The sequence below is a fragment of the Cyanobium sp. ATX 6F1 genome (assembly GCF_024346315.1).
GTDB lineage: Bacteria > Cyanobacteriota > Cyanobacteriia > PCC-6307 > Cyanobiaceae > ATX-6F1.
In genome coordinates, this window is sequence record NZ_JAGQCS010000012.1 from 1 (window position 1) to 21,835 (window position 21,835).

The window sequence follows — 21,835 nt, forward strand, 5'->3', positions numbered from 1 at the left end:
GGAAGGACTTGGGCTTCTGCATGCCCCATTCTGGTGGCCAGACCCATTGCTGTCACTGGGATCTGGGCAGATTTATGGGCGTCTGTGGAGAGCTCGGCCGCTGATCTACGCGCAACAGGCTCCTAGCAACTGCATCGACGTGGACCCTGAACTCGCTGATCTTTCCTTCGACCTCATAGGGCACCTCGGTTGCCGCGCATCCATTGGGAGACGTGGTGTCCGTGCCGGTGGTGGGCTGCTCAGCGGCAGGAGAGCCGAGCTCCTCCACAAGCGGCGTGGTGCCGTTGCTGGCGGCCACTGCCGTTGCGGTGCTGGAGTCCATGGTGTCGGGCTCTGGCTGGTCGCCAGGATCGATCGGCCGGCTGGCGTGATCAGTGTTGTTGCCGTTGTCAGGTGTAGCGGAGGCGAATTTGTCGTCCATGGTTAGAAGAAATAGATTCAAACGTATAAATGCTCTGCTGGCACTGGTTGGTATTGACATCCAAGTTGCTGGGATGATGCAACCCCACGGGGAAACATCACCGCCACCGCAATGGAATGTTGGAGGAACTCCCACCACCTTGCCTCTACAGAGCTTCCGTGCGGTGGTGTTAGTTCTGCCCCCCAGTTCTTGTGCCGCGGCTCAACAACCCCCGATGACTCAGGGCTGCCAGGCAGCGTTCAACCCGCCAGACCATCGGCGAATTGCGGTGAGGCCCGTACCGGAAGTGCTCTCCTACGTTGAGCACGCCTGCCTTGGCATGACGCTTTAGCGTGTCCGTGCTTAGGCCAAGGGCTATAGCCGCCTGGCCGGTACGCAGCCACAGCTCTGGATGCTGAGCCTGGGGCTTGAGTTTGGATTTACCCGCAGGAGTCAAAGCTCCCCGGGTACTTCCGCGCTGGGGAGGTCGACCTCCCGTGAGGCGAGAATCTTCGGAGTTGCCCCCAAAGTTCGAGTCGATCAGATTCGCAATCATTAGTAGCCATCAATGGAACTGATGTGGCTACTCGCTTTGGTTACGTGTGGGTTGTAAAAATATTGGTTGGGCGTGAGGGTTACGTAGAGGGCTATGTAGTGGGTTGTGTAGTGGGTTGTGTTGTACGCGAGCAAGTGTCGGCCAGGGTGAGACTCGCTGGCTGAACCAGGTTGTCTCACTTATGGTACATCGTTGGTTCTGGCCAGCTTCAAGAGCCCTGCTGGAGGGCTCAACTGCTGCGGCTTCGGGAACCCCCGGTTGGGCAGCAGGAAGACGGGTTGGAAGTAGGAAGCACCAAACACTGGAATCAGCATTGCACATGCTCTTGCGGGGGGTCAATAGGGGTGAAGGTGCGGTTGACCGACCTCTTGCTGATCATCTCGGTGCTATATCCCCAGCGTTCCCAGTTGGATCCTGGGATGCGTGGCCCGCCACCCAATCGGCGGGTCCAATGAGTGTCGACAGAGAGGATCTGCCCAGTCGGGGCTATACAGAACATGCTCCCTGACTGGGTCTGTACACTCTGAACGTGCTTTTTCAGACAGTGCCCCCCGATTTCTTCCTGCCACGATCACCGTCGGCGGGCCAGCCGCTCTGGTGCTGGCGGTGACGCCTCGGGCTGCAGCTGCTCGATCCGCTCGCGGGCTTGGGTGAACGCAGCCTCCTGGACCTCGACGTCGGACCAGGTCCCATACGCACTGTTGTGGGTGAGCGCGGAATGGCCCATTGAATCAGCTGAGGCCCGCACGGTAAGGCCGCCATCCTGGTGGGCTCGGAGGGCATAGCCGTGTCTGAGGGAGTACGGAGTGAGCTTCTCTCCGCGGGCGGCCGCTTCCTGTTTGAGTTCTTGCCAGATCGGCCGGCGGTCGAGATAGACCCTCAGGGCTTTCGATGTTTCGCCGTCGGTGGCCCCCAGTGGCGGTAGTCCCGGTTCTCCCGAAGCCAGTTTCGCAACGGCCCTTGCCGTCAGACCCGGAAGACCAACAGGATCGAGCCCCAGGGCAAGGCGTGGCTTGGTACTGCCTCTGCTCGTGCGCTTGCGGTAGCTGACCCTCAGCGAGGCACCGTCAGCACCGGGGGAGCAGTGCTTGAGTTCCACGGGCCTGAGCCCAAAGCAGACCAGCAGCTCGACGGCCAGCCGCCAGCGCGGATCAGCTATCCCTTCAAGGAGCCTGACGATGTCCGGGCTCTTGAGCGGTGTCGAATCTCGCTTGGGCGTGAGCCGCTTGCCGATATAGTCCGACAAGCTCGGTGGTGGCAGCCACCGCTTGGGAACTCCCCGCTTGTCGACGGCGTACCGCAGGAACTGGGCTGCATAAAGGATCCGTTGGCGGCGGCCCTGGGTGCCGGGTGCACCGCCGTAGGCATCTCGCAAGGTGGCAAGGACTGCGGGGCCATCTCGTGGTGCCGGCCGCTGGTCCATCACCTCCAAAAGCTGATTCATCACCGGGAGGTACATGCTCTCCCAGGTGCTCAGCTTGATCTCGCCGGAGTCCTCGTTCTTGTGCTTCCGAAACGCCTCGACCAGTACCGGCCAGTTGGTGGCCCCTTCAGCCGGTGACGACGCTTGGTCACCGGCTGTGAGCTGCTCAACAGCGTCGGCCAGGCTCAGCCCGACATCTTCCATCTGATGGATGGCCTGAAGCCGCGTCAGCACCGCCGTGGAGCTCGAGCTGCTCCACGGCAAGTCGAGGACCACACTGCTGCGTCCTCCGTCGGGTAGCCGACGCGTCAGCTTGACCTTCCCGCTTTGCGGGTCGAGCGTCCATCCGCGACCGTGCTCACGACGCACCAACGACCGCAACTCCTTCACCCAAGCAGGCACGGGGGCTCGAGCTGCGGCTGACATGTCTCAAGCTCAGCGAGAGCCGTTGTTAGCGTAAAAACTAGCGTAAAGCTGCTCTAGCGGGCCTGTTCATGGGGGTGCAGCGGCTTGGGCCTGGTGGCCAAAACCCTTGTGCTGGAGGCGGTTTGGGGTATGCCCGATGCCGGTTTCGAACCAGCGACATCCTGCTTGTAAGGCAGGCGCTCTACCGCTGAGCTAATCGGGCGATCGTTCCATTCTGAGGGATCAGCTCCCCCAACGGCCCCGGCTCCTCCGGGGGGCCTAGAGCAGGTAGATGATCCCGAACAACACCACCCAGATGCCATCGACGAAGTGCCAGTAGAGCTCGGCGGCCTCCAGGCCGAAGTGCTCATGGCTGGTGATCGAGCCACCCTCACGAGCCTGCCACCAGACAATCAGCATCAACATCACCCCAAGGCTGACGTGCAGGCCGTGAAAGCCCGTCAGCACGTAGAAGGTGCTGGCATACAGGTTGCTGGTGAGACCGAAGGGGAGGGTGAAGTACTCGCGCATCTGGCTCACCAGGAACGCCGCCCCGAGCGCCACGGTGATCATCAGCCAGAGGCGGCAGCCGGCTGAATTCTCGGCGCGCAGCAGCTTCGCGGATCGATGGAAGGTGAAGCTGCTGAGCACCAGCAACACCGTGTTGATCGTGGGCAGCAGCAGTTCGAGCTCGTAGATCCCACCGGTGGGCAGGGGATTGACGGCCCGGAAGGTGAGGTAAGCCGCGAACATGCCGGCGAAGGTCATGCCATCGGCCACCAGGAACAACACCAGGCCGAACAGACGGAAATCTCCGTGCTCTTCGTGCTCATGCGCCTCGGGCGAGTCCTGCAGCTCGGGGCTGATGGAGGGAAGGGTGGTCATGGTTGGGGCTCCGCTCCGTAGCCGTAGGGGTGACGCACATGGGGAGCTGGTCCGTGCCAGTTCTCCACCGGGGGCGGAGAGCTGGTGAGCCATTCGCTCGTGAGCGCTCGCCAGGGATTATCTCCGGCCACCTTGCCGTTGAAGTAGCTGGCGATGACGTTGTAGAGGAAGGGCAGGGTGCTCAGGGCCATCAGCAGGGCGCCGACGCTGCTGATCTGGTTCAACAGGGTGAACTGCGGGTCGTATTCCGCCACCCTCCTGGGCATGCCATTGATGCCCAGCCAGTGCTGGGGACCGAAGCAGAGATTGAACCCGATGAAGGTGAGGGCGAAATGCACGAGGCCAAGGCGCTCGTCCAGCATCTTGCCGGTGAACTTGGGATACCAGTGGTAAATGGAGCTGAAGATCACGAAGACCGTTCCGCCATAAACGATGTAATGGAAATGGGCGACCACGAAGTAGGTGTCGTGCACGTGGATGTCGAAGGGCACCTGGGCCAGGGCCACGCCTGTGATGCCGCCAAGCACGAAATTGACGATGAAGGCACAGGCGAAGAGCATGGCGGAATTCAGGGCAATTCTTCCGCCCCAGAGCGTCGCCAGCCAGTTGAAGAACTTGATGCCGGTGGGCACGGCAATGAACGAGGTGGCGATCGTGAAGAACAGCCGCATCCAGGGGGGCGTGCCGCTGGTGAACATGTGATGGGCCCAGACGATCAGGCCCAGGAACACGATCGCCAGAATCGAATACACCATGGTGGTGTAGCCAAACAAAGGCTTGCGCGCATGCACCGGCAGGATCTCGCTCACGAGCCCGAAGGCCGGCAACACCATGATGTAAACCGCCGGGTGGGAATAGAACCAGAACAGATGCTGATACACCACCACGTTGCCGCCCTGGCCTGGGTTGAAGAAGCCCGTGTGGGCCACGATGTCGAAGGCCAGAAGGATCAGGGTGCCCGCCAGCACCGGCGTGGACAGCACCACCAGAATGCTGGTGCCCAGCATGGCCCAGCAATACATTGGTAACTCCATGAGCTTCAGCCCTGGGCGGCGCAGCTTCAGGATCGTGGCGATGAAATTGATGCCCCCGAGGATGGAGCTGCCCCCCAGCAGAATCACGCTGAAGATCCAGACCAGCTGCCCCGCCGCTGGTGTGGTGAGGCTCAAGGGGGGATAGGCCGTCCAACCCGACTGGGACGCCCCACCGATGAAGTAGCTGGTGATCAGCATCACCCCGGCGGGCGGAATCAACCAGAAGGCAATGGCATTGAGGCGGGGGAAGGCCATATCACGGGCGCCCACATAGAAGGGCACCAGATAGTTGCCGAAGGCCCCGTTCACCACCGGAACGATCCACAGGAAGATCATGATCGTGCCGTGGAGTGTCAGCACCTCGTTGTAGGCCTCACGGCTGAGGAAGTCAGAGATCGGAGTGGTCAGCTCGGTGCGGATCATCCCCGCCAGGACACCGCCCACGAGATAGAAAAAGAAGCTCGTGACCAGATACTGAATACCGATCACCTTGTGATCGAGGCTGAAGCCGAAGTAACGCCGCCAGTCCTCAGGCTCCGGCCCGTCGAAGAGCCCAGGGGATGGGGAGGTGGAGGTGGTGGTGGTCATGGCTGGAGATTCCCTCAGGCGGCAACGGGGTCGGGGCTGTTCTGCTTCAGCCACTGCTCGTAGGCATCTTGCCCGTGCACCACCACCGACGTGCGCATGCCGCCGTGATAAGGCCCGCACAGCTCAGCACAGATGATCGGGTAGGTGCCTTCCCGGGTGGGGGTGAAGGCAAGCACGGTCGGCTGGCCCGGAATGATGTCCTGCTTGAGGCGGAACTGCGGCACCCAGAAGGCATGGATCACATCGTTGGCCTTCATGTGCAGTTCCACCGGCTGACCCACGGGCACATGCAGCTCGCCGCTGATGATGTTGCTGGAGGGGTAGCTGAAGATGAAGGCGAACTGCATCGCCGTGACATCCACCGTCGTGGCAGGAGCCACGCCGGCGCTGGTGCCGATGCCCCCCCAGACCTCGCCCTCGGGTGGCGCCGCCATGGTCGCCATGGCCTCCATCGAATGCATGCCGCCGTGGTCCCCGAGGGAGGTCATGCCGCCCATGCGGTCATAGATGTTGTAGCTGTAGAGGCCGACGAACAACACGACCACAGCCGGAATGGCGGTCCAGACGATCTCCAGGGGCAGATTCCCCTCGATCGCCGCCCCATCGCTGACATCACCGTCACGGCGCCGAAAGCGGACCATGCTGTAGATCAGCACCCCGAAGACCCCCAGGAACAGGATCGTTCCGATGCTGTACAGCACTTGAAACAGCTGGTCGTAGAGCGGAGCGTTGAGGCTGGCCTGCACCGGCAACAGCGAATGGTCGCTTCCCACCCAGAGGCCGATGAGGATGGTCGCCACGACCAGGGCGACGACGAGCACCCTCGAACGTACGGAAACCAAGCTCAGGCGGGCAAATCGGCTTTCACATTATGGAAAGCGGACCCTTTGGCGCGATCGCCGGGGGGTTTGTGTTGAAGGACGGATCGAAACCGGGCCGAGGTCCAGGGGCGCCCCCTCAACCGCCGGCGGCGAAGGCGGAGAGCACCAGCACGGACAGCAACATGCCCGGAAGGAGCAGCATCACCAGCTGGCCCAGATCGTGGATGGTCATGGCCGAAGCAGTGGCATGGGGGTGAGGTTAAGCAGGCGATCCACTGAAACAGATGTTGACAGATTGATTCAAACCGGCCCGGCCTGCCTTAGCTGAGGACGAGCCCGACTGATCCCCCATGGACCGCCTCCAGGCCTACCAGCTCCGTTGCACCCTCACCTTCGGGGACATCTACGGCCAGATCATGATCTGGATGGTGGTCATCTTCGTGAGCCTGGCGGCCGGCATGGCGCTGATGGGGGCGAGCAGCCCGATCTATGCCCTGGTGGTGGTGGGCGTGATCCTTGTGCTCTCCCTGCCCTTCCTGCTGTTCGCCTTCACCACAACCCTGCTGAACCACATCGCCCTCGATCCGTCGGCCGATCCGGTCCAGGCGCCCTGATCCATGGCCAGCGGCCGCGAGCACGACCGCCTGACCCTGTGGCTCAGCCTGCCCTTCGCCCTGCTCTGGTGGCCGGCCTTGGGCCCATCGGGGGCGGCCACGGCCCTGGTCAGCTTTCTGGTGGGGGGCCTCTGGCTCTCCCCTGACCTCGACACCCCCTCCAACCCCACCCGCCGCTGGGGCCCCCTGGCGCTGCTCTGGCTCCCCTACCGCAAGCTGCTGCGCCACCGCTCCTCCCTCTCCCACACGCCGTTGGTGGGCACCGCCGGGCGGTTGCTTTATCTGTCGGCGGTGCTGGTGGCCCTGGGCCTGCTGCTGAAGCCCCTGGGGCTGGTCCACATGGGTCTGATGGGCCCCGCCCGGGCCCTGGCGGCGGCTGAGCAGCTCTGGCGGCAGCAACGGCCCCTGGTGCTGCTCGCCTTGGTGGGGCTGGAGGCCAGCGCCTGGCTGCACCTGCTCCAGGACGGCGATCCCATGCCCAAGCGGCCACGGCTGTTGAGGCGTAACTCGCTGTTGAGACGCAACTCGCTGTTGAGACGCAGATGGCTGTTGAGACGGCGGCGCCAGCGATCGATGCGAAGGTGAGCGCCCGTGAGGGCCCCAATCCCAGACCACCGCCATGAGCGCCGCGCCTCCCCCTGAGACCGCCACCACCGACGCCCTCGCCGAGCTGGTGGCCGTGGTGGACCGGCTGCGCGATCCCGAAGGCGGCTGCCCCTGGGACCTCAAGCAGACCCACAGCTCGCTGATCCCCTACGTGCTCGAGGAGGCCCACGAGGTGGCCGATGCCATCCGCCACGGGGACGACGAGCACCTGTGCGAGGAGCTCGGGGACCTGCTGCTGCAGGTTGTGCTGCACGCCCGCCTCGCCTCAGAGGAGGGCCGTTTTGACCTGGCGCAGGTGGCCCGGGGCATCAGCGCCAAGCTGATCCGGCGTCATCCCCACGTGTTCGAGCCGGAGAACGGCTCCCCCGCCACCTGGGAGGCGATCAAGGCGGCCGAGCGGGCCGCCCGCGGCGCCGCAGAGAGCAGCCTCAGCGATCGGCTGCGCGAGCAGGTCCGCGGCCAGTCGGCCCTGAGCGGGGCGATGACCATCTCGAGAAAGGCCGCCGCGGCCGGCTTCGAGTGGGAATCGATCGCAGGGGTGTGGGGGAAGGTGGAGGAGGAGCTGGGGGAGCTGCGGGAGGCGGTGGCCAGCGGTGATCGGGCCCACGCCCAGAGCGAGCTGGGGGATCTGTTGTTCACCCTGGTGAACGTGGCCCGCTGGTGCGATCTGGATCCCGAGGAGGGCCTCGCCGGCACCAACCGTCGCTTCCTGGCGCGCTTCGCCCGGGTGGAGGAGGCCCTCGGGGGCGAGCTGGAGGGCCAGAGCATCGAGCGGCTCGAAGGCCTGTGGCAGCAGGCCAAGGCCGCGATCCGCGCCGAGACCACCAGCGCGGAGGCGAGCTGCTCCGGGGAAGCCCGCCCCTGAGGTGTGCGGGACGACAACGGCGAACCGCTTAGCTGGGAAGACCCGATCAAGCCCCCCATGGACTCCAACGACGGCTGGGTGGATGAGATCCACGCCGGCTGCCGCTACGGCATGAAGGCCACGGTGCTGGTGGACACCCACAGCCCCTTCCAGCGGGTGACCGTGATCGACAGCGAGCCCTATGGCAAGGCGCTGCTGCTCGATGGCTGCTGGATGACCGCCGAGCGCCAGGAGCGCCAGTACCACGAATCGCTGGTGCACCCGGCCCTCACCTCGGCGGCCTCGATCGAGCACGTGCTGGTGATCGGCGGCGGCGATGGGGGCACCGCCCGCGAGGTGCTGCGCCACCGGGGCGTGCGCCAGCTGGACATGGTGGAGATCGATGGGCTGGTGGTGGAGCTCTGCCGCGAGCACCTGCCCAGCCTGGGGGCCACGGCCTGGGATGACCCCCGCTTCCAGCTCACGATCGGCGATGGCCTCGCCTGGGTGGCCGCGGCCCCAGACGCCAGCTACGACGTGGTGATCGTCGATGGCTCCGACCCCGCCGGCCCCGCCGAAGGCCTGTTCAACGAAGCCTTCTTCCAGAACTGCCGGCGCCTGCTCAGACCCGGGGGCGTGTTCGCCACCCAGAGCGAATCCCCCGAGGCCTTCCGCGCCGTGCACATCGACACCGTGCGCCTGCTGCGGCAGGTGTTCGGCCACGCCGATCCGCTCTACGGCTGGGTGCCCATGTACCCCAGCGGCTGGTGGAGCTGGATCTTCGCCGCCGTGGATGGCCCCCGCTACCTCACGCCCCAACGGGAACGGGCCGAAGCGGTGGCGGCGGGCTGCGAGATCTGGAGCCCCCGCTGGCAGGGCGGCGCCTTCGCGGCGGTGCCGGCGGCGATCGAGCGGGAGCTCAAACGATGAGTGAGCTATTTGATCAAGGGCTGTTTGACACAGATGGCGCCATCTACATGGCCAGCCGCCGGGACCCCGCCGGCTGCCGCGTCGGCCTGTTCGGAGTGCCCTACGACGGCACCACCTCCTTCCGCCCCGGCACGCGCTTCGGGCCGGCGGCGATCCGTGAGGTGAGCAGCGGCCTGGAGACCTACGACCCCCAGCTCGACCTCGACCTGGAGGAGGCCGCCATCGCCGATCTGGGCGCCCTTGACATCCCCTACGGAGCCCCCGAACCCGTGGTGGAGGCCGTGGGCCGCGCCACCCGGGCGGTGATGGGCCTTGGCCTCAAGCCCCTGATGCTGGGCGGAGAGCATTCGATCAGCAGCGGCGCCGTGGCGGCGGTGGCCGAACGGCACCCGGAGCTGGTGCTGGTGCAGCTCGATGCCCACGCCGACCTGCGCGAGCAGTGGCTGGGGGCCCGCCACAGCCACGCCTGCGCCATGCGCCGCTGCCTGGAGGTACTGCCCAGCGGCGACCTGCTGCAGATCGCGATCCGCAGTGGCACCCGCGAGGAGTTCGGCGAACTGCGCCGCAGCGGCCGCCTGATCGGCCTCGATGGCCTGGTGGCTGCCCTCACCCCCCTGCGCGGGCGGCCCTTGTACCTGACGGTGGATCTGGACTGGTTCGATCCGGCGGTGCTGCCGGGCACGGGCACCCCCGAACCCGGTGGCTTCTTTTGGCACCACTTCGCGGCCCTGGTGGACGAACTCCGCCATCACCAGCTGGTGGCCGCCGATGTGGTGGAGCTGGCACCCCAGCTCGATCCCAGCGGTGTCAGCGCGGTGCTGGCCGCCAAGGTGGTGCGAAGCCTGTTGCTGTTGCTGGATCAGTAGCAGCAGGTGCCGCTGGTGCGCTGCTCGCGCAAACGGTCGTGCTGCTGGGCGATCAGGTGCACCGCCAGGGTGGGGTGGTTGTGCAGCAGGTTCAGGAACCGCAGCCGGTCGAGCCTGATCAACTCAACGGGCGTTCGGGCCACCGCCGTGTGGCGATAGGGGCCTTCACTCCAGACAATGTCCTGATAACTGAACAGTTCACCGGGGCGATAACACAACGTGTCGCCCTGATCACCAATCAATTCGACAATTCCACGGCGCACGGCATAGATGGAGTCGGCCGATTCACCGGGGGTGAAGACATGGGTGGCCGTGGGAAACGTGAGGACCTCACTGTCGATCTGAGCGCCGAGGAGCTCAGCAGGAGTCGAACTTGCCAGCAGCGTGACCAATAACCCACCTCAGCAACGAAATTTGGATGATCCCCCACATTGACAGCCGCTGAGGCCGTTTCAAGTGCCGATCAGCACCTTCTGGCCCCGAATCGATGACAAGCCGTCTCAGCCCTCGAACAGCAGCGGCGTGAGCGCCAGTTGCTGGCTGACGCCAAGGGGTGACGAATCTGCGCCAGTGAGGCTGGTGCCCTCGCCACCCTGGCCGGTGAGAGGCAGCCGCGGCGGCAAGGGTGTCCAGTGGTGGCACCAGAACTCGCCACTGAGCTCGGGATGGATCGCCAGGCGCCGCAGCTTGCACCAGCCCATCCCCGCCGCCGTGGGGGGGGCGCAATGGAGACAACTGCGGCAGCTGGGGCGCTTGCCCATTGAGGCGGAGAATTTTGGTCACTCAACTTAATGAGAAGCCTTCCCCAACACCTGTGTGCGGACCGAACCTGCGGGAAGTCTTCGGATTCGGGCCCGGCCCCATCCAGCCAGGGGCCTCCATAGGATCCGCCCCATCCCCGCGCCCGACCCCGCCATGGCCGACGCCCTGCAGCGCACGCCCCTGTTCGAGGCCGCCCGCGCCGCCGGCGGCCGCCTGGTGCCCTTCGCCGGCTGGGAGATGGCGGTGCAGTTCGCCGGCCTGGTCCAGGAGCACCAGGCGGTGCGCCAGCACTGCGGCGTCTTCGACATCTCCCACATGGGTGTGCTGACCCTGCGCGGCGACGGCGTCAAGGAGGCCCTCCAGGCCCTGGTGCCCAGCGATCTGCACCGCATCGGCCCCAGCGAGGCCTGCTACAGCGTGCTGCTCAACGAGGCGGGCGGCATCCGCGACGATCTGATCGTCTACGACCGCGGCCGGGTGGCGGGCCCCGAAGGCGAAACCGATGAGCTGGTGCTGGTGATCAACGCCGCCTGCGCCGACGCCGACACCGCCTGGATCCGCAGCCAGCTGGAACCGCTGGGGTTCGAGATCACCGATCGCAAAGGCGACGGGGTGCTGCTGGCCCTGCAGGGGCCCGAGGCGGCCAGACGCCTGGAGGCCCTCAGCGGGGCCGATCTCTCCGGCCTGCCGCGCTTCGGCCACCGGGAGCTGGCCCTGGCGGGCACGGCCACCGGCGCCGCCCTGGGGGCGCCCGTGTTCGTGGGGCGCACGGGCTACACCGGCGAAGACGGCTTCGAGCTGCTGCTGGGGCGTGAGGCGGGCCTGGCCCTGTGGCAGCAGCTGCTGGCAGGCGGTGTGAGCCCCTGCGGCCTGGGCGCCCGCGACACCCTGCGCCTGGAGGCGGCGATGCACCTCTACGGCAACGACATGGACGCCACCACCACCCCGCTCGAGGCCTCCCTGGGCTGGCTGGTGCACCTGGAGATGCCGGCCACCTTCATCGGCCGCGAGGCCCTGGAGCGCCAGACGGCCGAGGGGGTGGGACGCCGGCTGGTGGGCCTCAAGCTCTCGGGCCGCGCCATCGCCCGCCACGGCTACCCGGTGCTCCTGGGCGGCCAGGAGGTGGGGGAGATCACCAGCGGCACCTGGTCGCCAACCCTGGGGGAAGCGATCGCCCTGGCCTACGTGCCGGCCGCGGCCGCCAAGGTGGGCACGGAACTGGCGGTGGAGATCCGCGGCAAGTCCGAACCGGCGCTGGTGGTGAAGCGGCCCTTTTATCGGCGTGCCTAGTGCCGTGGGAAAATCCCTGATTCATCTCTCTCCCCCCCATGCGCAGCCACGGATGCGGTGACCTGCGCAGCGCTGACGCCGGCCAGTCGGTCCAGCTCTGCGGCTGGGTCGACCGGCGCCGGGACCACGGCGGGGTGATCTTCATCGACCTGCGCGACCGCAGCGGCACCGTCCAGATCACGGTCGATCCGGATCGCGGGGATGGTGCCTTCGCCGCCGCCGAGCAGCTGCGCAGCGAGTTCGTGCTGCAGATCCAGGGCACGGTGCGCCAGCGGCCGGCCGACTCCCTCAACGAGCGCCTCGCCACCGGCGCAGTGGAGGTGCTGGCGGAAACGATCACCGTGCTGAACACGGTCAAGCGCACCCTGCCCTTTGCGGTCTCCGTCCACGACGACGAGAGCGTGCGCGAGGAGCTGCGCCTGCGTCACCGCTACCTGGACCTGCGCCGCGAGCGCATGAACGGCAACCTGCGCCTGCGCCACAAAACCATCCAGACCGCCCGCCAGTACCTGGAGGCCGAGGGCTTCATCGAGGTGGAAACCCCCGTGCTCACGCGCTCCACCCCCGAAGGCGCCCGCGACTACCTGGTGCCCTCGCGGGTCAACGGCGGCGAGTGGTTCGCCCTGCCCCAATCCCCCCAGCTGTTCAAGCAGCTGCTGATGGTGGGCGGCCTCGAGCGCTACTACCAGGTGGCCCGCTGCTTCCGCGATGAAGACCTGCGCGCCGATCGCCAGCCGGAATTCACCCAACTGGACATCGAGCTGAGCTTCACCACCCAGGAGCAGATCCTGGCGCTCAACGAGGGCCTGATCGCCGCGATCTGGAAGGCCGTCAAGGGCATCGAGCTGCCCCGGCCCTTCCCGCGGCTCACCTGGACGGAAGCGATGGAGCGCTACGGCACCGACCGGCCCGATACCCGCTACGGCCTGGAGCTCACCAACGTGAGCGACATCGTGGCCACGAGCGGCTTCAAGGTGTTCTCCGGCGCTGTGGCCGCCGGCGGGGCCGTGAAGTGCCTCGCGATTCCCGGCGGCAACGAGGCCCTCAGCAACGTGCGCATCAAGCCCGGCGGCGATGTGTTCGCTGAAGCCACCGCCGCCGGCGCCGGCGGCCTGGCCTTCATCCGGGTGCGCGAGGGCGGCGAGATCGACAGCATCGGCGCCATCAAGGACAACCTCTCAGAAGCGGGCAAGGCCGAACTGCTGCGCCGCACGGGCGCGGTGCCCGGCACCCTGCTGCTCTTCGGCGCCGGCGAGACCGCGACGGTGAACAAGGCCCTCGATCGAGTGCGCCAGTTCCTGGCCAAGGAGCTGGGCCTGGTGGCCGAAGGGCGCGCCAATGACACCTGGAACTTCCTCTGGGTGGTGGATTTCCCGATGTTCGAGTTCAACGCCGGCGAACACCGGCTCGAAGCCCTCCACCACCCCTTCTGCGCCCCCAACTCAGGCGATCTGGGCAACGATCCGGCCGCCTGGGCCGAGCGACTGCCAGGCGCCCGCGCCCAGGCCTACGACCTGGTGCTCAACGGGCTCGAACTCGGCGGCGGCTCCCTGCGCATCCACGATTCCGCCCTGCAGCGCCAGGTGCTGCAGACCATCGGCCTGCCTTTGGAGGAGGCGGAGCGTCAGTTCGGCTTCCTGATCGAAGCCCTCGACATGGGGGCCCCGCCCCACGGCGGCCTGGCCTTCGGGCTCGATCGGATCGTGATGCTGCTGGCCGGGGAAGAATCGATCCGCGACACGATCGCCTTCCCCAAGACCCAGCAGGCCCGCTGCCTGCTCACCGGCGCCCCCGCCGGCGTCGCGCCCCAGCAGCTGGCGGAGCTGCATGTGGCCAGCACCTGGGTGGATCCTCAATAGGCTGAGCCCCTGCGCCCAGCCTTCATCCATGGCCCACGCCCCCAGCCTGTCCGCCCCTTCGATCGACATCGGCATCCCCGAGGCCCAGCGCCAGGCCATCGCCGAGGGGCTGGGCCGGCTGCTGGCGGACAGCTACGTGCTCTACGGCAAGACCCACGGCTTCCACTGGAACGTCACCGGGCCGATGTTCAACACGCTCCACCTGATGTTCATGGACCAGTACACGGAGCTGTGGACCGCCCTGGATGTGATCGCCGAGCGCATCCGCGCCCTGGGCTTTCCCGCCCCCTTCGGCGGCGCCCGCTTCGCGGCCCTGGCCTCGATCAGCGAAACCGAAGGTGTGCCCGCCGCCCTGGAGATGGTGCGCGAGCTGGTGAAGGGCCACGAGGCGGTGGCGCGTACCGCCCGCGGCGTGTTCGCCACCGCGGCTGAGGCCAACGACCAGCCCACGGCCGATCTGCTCACCCAACGGTTGCAGATCCACGAGAAAACCGCCTGGATGCTGCGCAGCCTGCTAGAGGGCTGACACCCCCCGTAGATTGGGTGGTCCCTGAGGTGCCCATGGCCAGCCCCGCCGCCGCCCGCAGCCACGCCGCCAAGTTCGTCTTCGTGACCGGCGGGGTGGTCTCCAGCATCGGCAAGGGCATCGTGGCCGCCAGCCTGGGCCGGTTGCTGAAATCCCGGGGTTACAGCGTCTCGATCCTCAAGCTCGATCCCTACCTGAACGTGGATCCGGGCACCATGAGCCCCTACCAGCACGGCGAGGTGTTCGTCACCCAGGACGGCGCCGAGACCGACCTGGATCTGGGCCACTACGAGCGCTTCACCGACACCGCCATGTCGCGCCTCAACAGCGTGACCACCGGCTCGATCTACCAGGCGGTGATCAACAAGGAGCGCCGCGGCGACTACAACGGCGGCACGGTGCAGGTGATCCCCCACATCACCGGTGAGATCCGCGAGCGCATCCACCGGGTGGCGGCCAACAGCGGCGCCGATGTGGTGATCACCGAGATCGGCGGCACCGTCGGAGACATCGAATCGCTTCCGTTTCTCGAGGCGATCCGGGAATTCCGCGGTGATGTGGGACGCCACGACATCGCCTACGTGCACGTCACCCTGCTGCCGTTCATCGGCACCTCGGGCGAACTCAAGACCAAGCCCACCCAGCACTCGGTCAAGGAGCTGCGCTCGATCGGCATCCAGCCCGATGTGCTGGTCTGCCGCAGCGACCGCGCGATCACCAGCGAGCTCAAGGCCAAGATCGGCGGCTTCTGCGGCGTGTCCACCGACGCCGTGATCCAGGCCCTCGACGCCGACAGCATCTACGCCGTTCCCCTGGCCATGGAGCGCGAGGGCCTCTGCCGCCAGGTGCTGGACGTGCTGGGGCTCGAAGACCACGAGAGCGACATGGCCCGCTGGGCCGAGCTGGTGCGCAAGCTGCGCAACCCCGGCCCGGAGGTGAAGGTGGCCCTGGTGGGCAAATACGTCCAACTCAACGACGCCTACCTTTCGGTGGTCGAAGCCCTGCGCCACGCCTGCCTCGAGCGCGACGCCTCGCTGAACCTGCACTGGATCTGCGCCGAGCAGATCGAAACCCAGGGCGCCGACACCCTGCTTCGGGGCATGGATGCGGTGGTGGTGCCGGGCGGTTTCGGCCACCGCGGCGTCGATGGCAAGGTGGCGGCGATCCGCTGGGCCCGGGAGCAGCGGGTGCCGTTCCTGGGGCTCTGCCTGGGGATGCAGTGCGCCGTGATCGAGTGGGCGCGCAACCAGGCGGGCCTGGAGGGGGCCACCAGCGCCGAGCTCGACCCCGAGAGCCCCCATCCGGTGATCCACCTGCTGCCCGAACAGCAGGACGTGGTGGATCGGGGCGGCACCATGCGCCTGGGGGTCTACCCCTGCCGGCTGGTGCCCGGCACCCTGGGGCAATCCCTCTACGGCGAACAGGTGGTCTACGAGCGCCACCGCCACCGCTACGAGTTCAACAACGCCTACCGCAGCCTGTTTCTGGAATCGGGCTACGAGATCAGCGGCACCTCCCCCGATGGGCGCCTGGTGGAGTTGATCGAACTCAAGAACCACCCCTTCTTCACCGCCTGCCAGTACCACCCGGAATTCCTCTCCCGCCCCGGCCGGCCCCACCCCCTGTTCCGGGGGCTGATCGAGGCCGCCCAGCAACGGCTGCCCTCCTCACCGGAGGAGGCGTTCTCGCGCAGCGGCACGGCGCTCAGCGGCTGAGGGTGAGGGCTGAGGCCTAAATCTTCTTGAGCGAATCGGTCTTGTCCTTGAAGTCGGAGAGCAACAGCTGCAGGTAGGTCACCTTGCGCAGCTTGATGTTCGCGGTCAGCGACATGCCCACCTGCAACGGCAACAGCTGGCCGCTCTTGAGCTTCAAGGTTTGTCTTGAGAGCTGGATCTGGGCCGGGAAGCGGTAGGTCTGCTTGAGCTGGTCGGGGGGCAGGGCATCGGAGCCGATTTCCTTGACCGTTCCCTCGATCACGCCGAAATCGGAGGAGGGGAAGGAGTCGATGCTGATCTCCGCCGGCTTGCCGACGCGCACGAAGCCGATCTTGTTGCTGGGGATCTCCACCTTGGCCAGCAGGTTGGCGTAGGGCACGATCTTCATGATCGGTTCGCTGCCCTGGGCCACGAAGCCGGGACCCGTGGGCTTGAGGTCGAACACCACCCCGTCCACGGGAGAACGGATGTCCTGGTAGCGGATGTTCACCCTCAGCTCGGTGAGCTTGCTGCCCAGATCCGCCAGTTCGCCCTTGAGCTGCTCGATCGCCTGCTCCACGATTGCGCTCTGGCGCAGGCGATCCACCCGGGTCTTGTCGAGTTCGCCCTGCACCTCCTTGACCTTGTTGCGCTGCTGCAGGTACTGGAGTTCGGCCGTGGCCCCCTGCTTCTGCAGAGTTTCGAGGCGATCGAGGATCTCCTGCTCCAGGTCGCGGTTGCGGCCCAGCACCCCCTGTTCGGTGTCGTTGAGGTTGAGGTAGCGGGCCAGCTCCACGGTCTTGAGCCGCAGCTGCTCTTCCTTGGCGGCGATGGTCTGGATCAGGCTGCGCTGGCGATCGAGGGTGGCCTCGTTGTCGAGGCGCAGCAGCACCTGGCCACTCTTCACGCGTTCGCCGTCCTTGACGAGCATCCTGTCGAGCACACCACCCACGGGCATCTGCACGATCTTGACGTTGCCGATCGGCTCCAACTTGCCGGGGGCCACCACCACCTCCTCGGTCTTGGCCAAGGCCAGCCAGGCCAGCGCCAGGCCGGTGCAACCGATCAGGGTCCAGGTGAGGGTGCGGGCCAGAAAGCGCGACTGCTGCAGCGCCAGCTCCTCATGGCTGCTCTGCGCCCGCCGTTCGATGGCGCTCTGGGCGGCGCGTACGAGGGCGCCGGGTTTGTTCGGGCGGGCCATCAGCTGTCCTCCTGCTGCTGAACCAGGGCGTAGTAGCGGCCCCGTTGGGCCATCAGTTCATCGTGGGTGCCGCTCTCCACCACGGAGCCCTGGTGCAGCATCACGATCCGATCCACCCGGCGGATGGTGGAGAGCCGGTGCGTGATGAAGAACACCGTGGCGTGCTTCACGTTCTCGATCAGGTTGTCGAACACCTGGCGCTCGGTGGCGTAATCCAGGGCACTGGTGGCCTCATCGAGCACCAGCAGCTTGGGGCGGCTCAGCAGCGTGCGGGCCAGGGCGATCCGCTGACGCTGGCCCCCCGAGAGGCTTGCTCCTCTCTCGCCCACGTTGGTGCTGTAGCCGGCCGGCAATTCCATGATGAAGTCGTGGGCACAGGCCAGCCGGGCCGCCGCCACGATCGCGTCGCTGCTGGCATCGGGGTCGGTGAGGGCGATGTTCTCGGCCACGCTGCCGGAGAACAGCAGCGGATCCTGGGGCACGATGCCGATCTGACGACGCAGGGAATACAACTCAACTTTGTCGATGTCGTGGCCATCGATCAGGATCCGGCCGCTCTGGGGGGAATAGAGACGTGAGAGCAGCTTGGTGAGGGTGCTCTTGCCGCTGCCGCTCTGACCCACCACGCCCACGAAGGTGCCGGCGGGGATCGACAGATCGATGTGGCTGAGCACCGACGCGGTGCCGCTCTGGAAGCTGAAGCTCACATCATCGAAGCGGATCTCCCCATCGATCGGGGGCAGGGGGATCTTCTGCTTGTCGGCGTCGTCGGATTCCTCCGGGGTGTCGACCACATCCGCCAACCGCTCAAAGGACACCTTCAGCTCCTGGATCGTCTGCCAGATCGAGGAGAGCCGCAGCAGCGGCTGGGTGACATAACCGCTGATGATGCGGAAGGCGATCAGTTGACCCAAGGTGAGCTCCCCCTTGAGCACCAAGGTGGTGCCCACCCACAGCACCAGCAGCTGGGAGAGCTTCTGGAGCACCTGGCTGGTCTCGTTGAGGGCCGTGCCGGTGATCGTTTTCTCGAAGCTTCGGGCGATGTACTTGGCGTAGAGGTCCTGCCATTTCCAGCGGCTGATCATCTCCACGTTCTGGGCCTTCACGGTCTGGATGCCGCTGAGCACCTCCACCAGGTGGCTCTGGGTGCGCGCGTTCTCCTGGGCGGCGTCGCGGTACTGGCGCCGGAACAGGGGGGCCCCCAGCACGGTGAGCAGCACCTGGATCGGCACCACGCAGAGGGCGATCAGCGTCAGCAGCCAGCTGTAGATCACCATCACCACGATGTAGATGACGGAGAAGGCCGCATCCAGCAGGGTGGTGAGCGCCTGGCCGGTGAGGAAATTGCGGATCTTCTCCAGCTCCGCGATCCGGGTGCCCAGTTCCCCCACCGGGCGCCGGTCGAAATAGCCCAGGGGCAGCCGCAGCAGGTGATCGATCACCTCGGCGCCGAGCCGCATGTCGAGGCGGTTGGTGGTTTCGGTGAACAGGAAGGTGCGCAACGAGCCGATCACCCCTTCCATCAGGGTGACCACCACCAGGGCGATGCCGAGCACCTGCAGGGTGTCGAGGCTGCGCTGGTTGATCACCTTGTCGATGATCACCTGGATCAGCAGGGGGTTAGCCAGGCTGAACAGCTGAACGACGAACGAGGCCAGCAGCACCTGGAAGAGGAGGCCGCGGTAACGGCTCAGGGCGGGCCAGAACCAGCTGAAGCCGAACTTCTGCTCCGGCGTGGCGTTGCTGCGCTCCACCAGCAGCAGATCGATGCCCTCGGGGAAAACCTCCGCAAGACGGCCTGGTGGCAGCTCCACCCAGCCCTCCCGGGGCGAGGCCAGCAGCAGGCCGCGGGCGTTGCTGAAGCGCACCAGGGCGAAGCCCCCCTGCCAGGGGATCAGGGCCGGGGTCATCAGCCGCGTGCCCTGGGAGGCCGGCACGCGCACGCCGCTGACATGCAGCCCCATCATCGCCGCCAGGTTGCCGCAGAGCTGCAGATCGGGGGTCTGGCCGCGGCGCAGGGCATCGCGCAGGATCTTCTCGATCGCGTCGCGGCGGAAGGGCAAGCGCAGCTCCGCCGCCAGCATCTGGAAGCAGGCGAGGGTTTCTTCCAACGGGCCGTTGCCGCGCAGCAGCCGGAAAACGGGGCGATCCCGTTGGCCCAGATCAAGGCCGGAGGCCAGGGGCGGACCGGCGAGATCGGAGGAGCCGGCGGCCACCAGGGCCGATCCTTCCCCATCCAGCAGCTCGGCCTCGAGAACGGGCGCCGCCCCGATCTCCGTCTCCAGGGCCCTCGGCAGGGCGATCAACCGGGGCGGCAGCGGCGGCAGGGCCTGGGGCACCCCGGCGGCGGGCTCCAGGCGGCTGCCGATCGGATGGCGCTCGATGTTGTTGCTGGAGACCAGCAACACCTGATCGGCGTCCAGCAGCTCCAGCACCGCTTGGCTCGGGGCCACCAGCCGGGCCTCGGGCCGGATCCGCTCGAACTGCTCCACCAGGGTGAGGTGGGTCTGGGGATGCTGGCGGCGCAGCTCCTGGATCAGGGCCGCCAGTTCGGCGCTGAACAGTTGGGCGGCGCACCAGGCCGCAAAGCTGGGTTCGCTCTGCAGCAACTGCAGCACCAGGGCATCGCCCAGGGCGGCGGCGGCCACGGGCTCGGCGGCGCTGACCTCCTCGCAGGGGCTCGCCCGCAGCAGCGAGGCCAGGCCGACAAACTCGCCGGGGCGCAGCTTCGTGAGCGTGAGCAGGCGGCCGCCCTCGCGCACCAGCAGCCGCGCCTCTCCCTCCAGCAGCAGCAGGATCTCGCTCGGGATCAGCGCAGCGCTGGAGAGGGACTGGCCGAGGGCGTAGCGATTGAGCCGGGCCTGGCCCTCCAGAAGGGCGCGGCCGGCGGAGGAAAGCCGCGCGAAGGCGGGATGGCCCAGCAGGGCCGCCAGGGAGGGGGCCGCGCTCATCGGCCCACCGGGGCAGCGCCCGGCTGGGGCGGGGCCAACCCAGGTTCACCCGGCTGCTCCCGGGCCAGCCCGGCCAGCCGCTCAACCACCTGCTCCTCCACCCATTCCTCCAGCAGTTCAGCGGCCATCTGCCGGCGGGTGGCCTCATCGAGGCTGGCGTCGGTCTGGCTCTCGAGGCGCACCACCAGCCACCAGGTCTCCACATGGAACGGCTCCAGCAGCGCCCCCACCGCAGCCGTGCGCAGTCGCTCCAGCAACTGGGGGTGGGCCTGGGACAGGGGAACGGGGCCGACGATGCCGCGGGACTCCTTCTCCGGGCCCTCGGCATAGCGGGCCGCCAGCTCACTGAACTCGGCCTCGCCCTCGGCGATGCGCAGGTAGAGCTCCCGGGCCAGCCCCGCATCCCGCACGCGCAGCAGGCTGTAGACGATGCGATCGAGCTGGGGCTTGCGGCTCAAGAAGCGAGCTCCCGCCCGGGCCAGGAAACGTGCCTCCATGGCCCGCTGCAGTTGCAGGGGTTGCTCGGCCAGGGCGCGCAGATCCTCCTCACTGAGCAGGTTGGCGGCCAGGAAGCGGGCCAGGGCCTCAGGCTGCTCCAGGCCCCGCTCCCGCCGCACGGCCTCGAAGCGTTCCTGCCGCTCCTGCTCCTGCAGGGGAAAGCCCGCCGCCAGCTCGGCGAGCACCTGCTGCTTGAGCAGTGGCCGGAGCAGATTGTGGCGGGCCAGCTGTGACACCACGGCGGGGGTCAGCCACGGGTCGGAAGGCAAACGACCAAGGCGCGAATCAACCAAGGCTATGGGCGGGCGGTGGTGCGGACCGTTGTTGACGGATGGGTTGCTTAGGGTTCCACATTGAGCGTGCACGAGGCCACGTGGAGCGGCCCATGGCTCTCGACCTTCCCGTCGTTGAAACCTTCCACTCCCTGCAGGGGGAGGGCCTCCACGCTGGCCGCAGCGCCTTCTTCATTCGGCTGGGGGGCTGCCGGGTGGGCTGCCACTGGTGTGACACCAAGCATTCCTGGCCCGAGGCGGTCCATCCCCGACGAACCGTTGGTGCCCTGGCTGCTGAAGCCGAAGCCGCCGCCGCCACGGGCGCGGCCTTTGTGGTGATCACCGGCGGTGAGCCCCTGCACCATGACCTCACCAACCTCTGCGCCGCCCTGCGGGCCGCCCGGGGCGGCGCAGAGGTCCCCCTGCCCCTGCACCTGGAGACCAGCGGCGTCGATCAGCTCAGCGGCCATTTCGACTGGATCTGCCTCTCCCCCAAGCCCCACCAGCCCCCCACCAGGGAACTGCTCGCCGCCTGCGACGAGCTCAAGGTGGTGATCCACGGCCCGGAGGATCTGGTCTTTGCCGAAGCGATGGCCGCCGCCGCCCAGGACGCTCGCGGCTCTGATGCGCAGGGCCCTGGCGCCGCTGCCTCCAGAGCGCAGCTGCTGCTGCAACCGGGCTGGGGGTGCCCCGAAGGCGCGGCCCTGGCGATCGAGCACGTGCGCCGCCATCCCACCTGGCGCCTCAGCCTGCAGAGCCACAAGTGGCTGAACGTGCGCTGAGCGGCCCCGACCTGACGGCCCCGCTGCT

Annotated in this window: 20 protein-coding genes and 1 tRNA gene; 10 read left to right on the plus strand and 11 right to left on the minus strand. The window is 67.0% G+C overall.

Annotated features, from left to right (window positions below; genetic code table 11):
- Positions 1-52: 52 nt before the first annotated feature.
- The 6 genes from KBZ13_RS14230 to coxB all read right to left on the minus strand — a co-directional run bounded on the left by KBZ13_RS14230 (position 53) and on the right by coxB (position 6,091).
- Positions 53-421 (minus strand): hypothetical protein, encoded by a 369-nt coding sequence (locus KBZ13_RS14230; RefSeq protein ID WP_255010322.1) that lies wholly within the window; start codon positions 419-421, stop codon positions 53-55.
- A 1,106-nt stretch (positions 422-1,527) separates the two neighbouring features.
- Positions 1,528-2,769: a hypothetical protein gene (locus KBZ13_RS14235; RefSeq protein ID WP_255010324.1), complete on the minus strand. Its 1,242-nt coding sequence runs from the start codon at positions 2,767-2,769 to the stop codon at positions 1,528-1,530.
- A gap of 166 nt (positions 2,770-2,935) precedes the next feature.
- Positions 2,936-3,007: transfer RNA gene (locus tag KBZ13_RS14240), tRNA-Val, on the minus strand.
- Between the two features lie 56 nt (positions 3,008-3,063).
- Positions 3,064-3,669, minus strand: a complete 606-nt coding sequence (locus KBZ13_RS14245; RefSeq protein ID WP_255010326.1) for a heme-copper oxidase subunit III — start codon at positions 3,667-3,669, stop codon at positions 3,064-3,066.
- Positions 3,666-5,291 (minus strand): cytochrome c oxidase subunit I, encoded by a 1,626-nt coding sequence (ctaD, locus tag KBZ13_RS14250; RefSeq protein ID WP_255010328.1) that lies wholly within the window; start codon positions 5,289-5,291, stop codon positions 3,666-3,668. Before ctaD ends, KBZ13_RS14245 begins: the two co-directional genes overlap by 4 nt.
- 14 nt (positions 5,292-5,305) lie before the next feature.
- Positions 5,306-6,091 carry a cytochrome c oxidase subunit II gene (gene coxB / locus KBZ13_RS14255; RefSeq protein WP_255010329.1) on the minus strand — a complete coding sequence of 262 codons (786 nt, stop codon included), beginning with the start codon at positions 6,089-6,091 and terminating at the stop codon, positions 5,306-5,308.
- Between the two features lie 371 nt (positions 6,092-6,462).
- Here coxB and KBZ13_RS14260 point away from each other — a divergent pair, with 371 nt between their 5' ends.
- Genes KBZ13_RS14260 through speB form a run of 5 tightly spaced genes read left to right on the plus strand, consistent with a single transcriptional unit; the run spans position 6,463 to position 9,972 of the window.
- Positions 6,463-6,726 (plus strand): hypothetical protein, encoded by a 264-nt coding sequence (locus KBZ13_RS14260; protein WP_255010332.1) that lies wholly within the window; start codon positions 6,463-6,465, stop codon positions 6,724-6,726.
- A gap of 3 nt (positions 6,727-6,729) precedes the next feature.
- Positions 6,730-7,311, plus strand: a complete 582-nt coding sequence (locus tag KBZ13_RS14265; protein ID WP_255010335.1) for a metal-binding protein — start codon at positions 6,730-6,732, stop codon at positions 7,309-7,311.
- Positions 7,312-7,345: 34 nt separating this feature from the next.
- Complete coding sequence (gene mazG, locus KBZ13_RS14270; RefSeq protein WP_255010337.1) at positions 7,346-8,197, plus strand: nucleoside triphosphate pyrophosphohydrolase; 852 nt, start codon at positions 7,346-7,348, stop codon at positions 8,195-8,197.
- Between the two features lie 57 nt (positions 8,198-8,254).
- Positions 8,255-9,106 (plus strand): polyamine aminopropyltransferase, encoded by an 852-nt coding sequence (gene speE, locus KBZ13_RS14275; RefSeq protein ID WP_255010439.1) that lies wholly within the window; start codon positions 8,255-8,257, stop codon positions 9,104-9,106.
- Positions 9,103-9,972 carry an agmatinase gene (gene speB / locus KBZ13_RS14280; RefSeq protein WP_255010339.1) on the plus strand — a complete coding sequence of 290 codons (870 nt, stop codon included), beginning with the start codon at positions 9,103-9,105 and terminating at the stop codon, positions 9,970-9,972. Before speE ends, speB begins: the two co-directional genes overlap by 4 nt.
- Here the strand turns inward: speB and KBZ13_RS14285 are convergent.
- Together KBZ13_RS14285 and KBZ13_RS14290 are read right to left on the minus strand one after the other, a co-directional pair.
- Positions 9,966-10,364 (minus strand): cyclic nucleotide-binding domain-containing protein, encoded by a 399-nt coding sequence (locus KBZ13_RS14285; protein ID WP_255010341.1) that lies wholly within the window; start codon positions 10,362-10,364, stop codon positions 9,966-9,968. The two genes, speB and KBZ13_RS14285, sit on opposite strands and share 7 nt — an antisense overlap.
- 108 nt (positions 10,365-10,472) lie before the next feature.
- Positions 10,473-10,733, minus strand: a complete 261-nt coding sequence (locus tag KBZ13_RS14290; RefSeq protein WP_255010343.1) for a hypothetical protein — start codon at positions 10,731-10,733, stop codon at positions 10,473-10,475.
- 154 nt (positions 10,734-10,887) lie between these two features.
- Between KBZ13_RS14290 and gcvT the strand changes: the two genes are divergently transcribed.
- From gcvT to KBZ13_RS14310, 4 genes are read left to right on the plus strand one after another with little or no spacing between them, the layout of a single operon-like run.
- Positions 10,888-12,024 carry a glycine cleavage system aminomethyltransferase GcvT gene (gcvT, locus tag KBZ13_RS14295; RefSeq protein WP_255010345.1) on the plus strand — a complete coding sequence of 379 codons (1,137 nt, stop codon included), beginning with the start codon at positions 10,888-10,890 and terminating at the stop codon, positions 12,022-12,024.
- Between the two features lie 38 nt (positions 12,025-12,062).
- Entirely contained in the window at positions 12,063-13,883 is a 1,821-nt protein-coding gene (gene aspS, locus KBZ13_RS14300; RefSeq protein ID WP_255010347.1) for an aspartate--tRNA ligase, read from the plus strand.
- A 28-nt stretch (positions 13,884-13,911) separates the two neighbouring features.
- Entirely contained in the window at positions 13,912-14,409 is a 498-nt protein-coding gene (locus KBZ13_RS14305; protein WP_255010349.1) for a Dps family protein, read from the plus strand.
- A 35-nt stretch (positions 14,410-14,444) separates the two neighbouring features.
- Entirely contained in the window at positions 14,445-16,124 is a 1,680-nt protein-coding gene (locus KBZ13_RS14310) for a CTP synthase (protein WP_255010352.1), read from the plus strand.
- A 16-nt stretch (positions 16,125-16,140) separates the two neighbouring features.
- Here the strand turns inward: KBZ13_RS14310 and KBZ13_RS14315 are convergent, their stop codons facing one another.
- The 3 genes from KBZ13_RS14315 to KBZ13_RS14325 are packed head-to-tail and all read right to left on the minus strand — an operon-like array spanning position 16,141 to position 21,022.
- Positions 16,141-17,304 (minus strand): HlyD family secretion protein, encoded by a 1,164-nt coding sequence (locus tag KBZ13_RS14315; RefSeq protein ID WP_255010354.1) that lies wholly within the window; start codon positions 17,302-17,304, stop codon positions 16,141-16,143.
- Entirely contained in the window at positions 17,304-20,255 is a 2,952-nt protein-coding gene (locus KBZ13_RS14320; protein WP_255010357.1) for an ABC transporter transmembrane domain-containing protein, read from the minus strand. The genes KBZ13_RS14315 and KBZ13_RS14320 overlap by 1 nt, the downstream gene beginning before the upstream one ends.
- Positions 20,252-21,022, minus strand: a complete 771-nt coding sequence (locus tag KBZ13_RS14325) for a peptidylprolyl isomerase (RefSeq protein ID WP_255010359.1) — start codon at positions 21,020-21,022, stop codon at positions 20,252-20,254. Before KBZ13_RS14325 ends, KBZ13_RS14320 begins: the two co-directional genes overlap by 4 nt.
- 116 nt (positions 21,023-21,138) lie before the next feature.
- On the opposite strand from KBZ13_RS14325, the gene KBZ13_RS14330 reads away from it, so the two are divergent.
- Complete coding sequence (locus tag KBZ13_RS14330) at positions 21,139-21,807, plus strand: 7-carboxy-7-deazaguanine synthase QueE (RefSeq protein WP_255010361.1); 669 nt, start codon at positions 21,139-21,141, stop codon at positions 21,805-21,807.
- Positions 21,808-21,835 lie beyond the last annotated feature (28 nt).

Bases quoted from the DNA above. Each gene is read 5' to 3' on its own strand.
- KBZ13_RS14230 (WP_255010322.1), bottom strand. From the start codon at position 421: ATGGACGACAAATTCGCCTCCGCTACACCTGACAACGGCAACAACACT.
- KBZ13_RS14245 (WP_255010326.1), bottom strand. From the start codon at position 3,669: ATGACCACCCTTCCCTCCATCAGCCCCGAGCTGCAGGACTCGCCCGAG.
- ctaD (WP_255010328.1), bottom strand. From the start codon at position 5,291: ATGACCACCACCACCTCCACCTCCCCATCCCCTGGGCTCTTCGACGGG.
- KBZ13_RS14260 (WP_255010332.1), top strand. From the start codon at position 6,463: ATGGACCGCCTCCAGGCCTACCAGCTCCGTTGCACCCTCACCTTCGGG.
- KBZ13_RS14265 (WP_255010335.1), top strand. From the start codon at position 6,730: ATGGCCAGCGGCCGCGAGCACGACCGCCTGACCCTGTGGCTCAGCCTG.
- mazG (WP_255010337.1), top strand. From the start codon at position 7,346: ATGAGCGCCGCGCCTCCCCCTGAGACCGCCACCACCGACGCCCTCGCC.
- speE (WP_255010439.1), top strand. From the start codon at position 8,255: ATGGACTCCAACGACGGCTGGGTGGATGAGATCCACGCCGGCTGCCGC.
- speB (WP_255010339.1), top strand. From the start codon at position 9,103: ATGAGTGAGCTATTTGATCAAGGGCTGTTTGACACAGATGGCGCCATC.
- KBZ13_RS14290 (WP_255010343.1), bottom strand. From the start codon at position 10,733: ATGGGCAAGCGCCCCAGCTGCCGCAGTTGTCTCCATTGCGCCCCCCCC.
- gcvT (WP_255010345.1), top strand. From the start codon at position 10,888: ATGGCCGACGCCCTGCAGCGCACGCCCCTGTTCGAGGCCGCCCGCGCC.
- aspS (WP_255010347.1), top strand. From the start codon at position 12,063: ATGCGCAGCCACGGATGCGGTGACCTGCGCAGCGCTGACGCCGGCCAG.
- KBZ13_RS14305 (WP_255010349.1), top strand. From the start codon at position 13,912: ATGGCCCACGCCCCCAGCCTGTCCGCCCCTTCGATCGACATCGGCATC.
- KBZ13_RS14310 (WP_255010352.1), top strand. From the start codon at position 14,445: ATGGCCAGCCCCGCCGCCGCCCGCAGCCACGCCGCCAAGTTCGTCTTC.
- KBZ13_RS14315 (WP_255010354.1), bottom strand. From the start codon at position 17,304: ATGGCCCGCCCGAACAAACCCGGCGCCCTCGTACGCGCCGCCCAGAGC.
- KBZ13_RS14320 (WP_255010357.1), bottom strand. From the start codon at position 20,255: ATGAGCGCGGCCCCCTCCCTGGCGGCCCTGCTGGGCCATCCCGCCTTC.
- KBZ13_RS14330 (WP_255010361.1), top strand. From the start codon at position 21,139: ATGGCTCTCGACCTTCCCGTCGTTGAAACCTTCCACTCCCTGCAGGGG.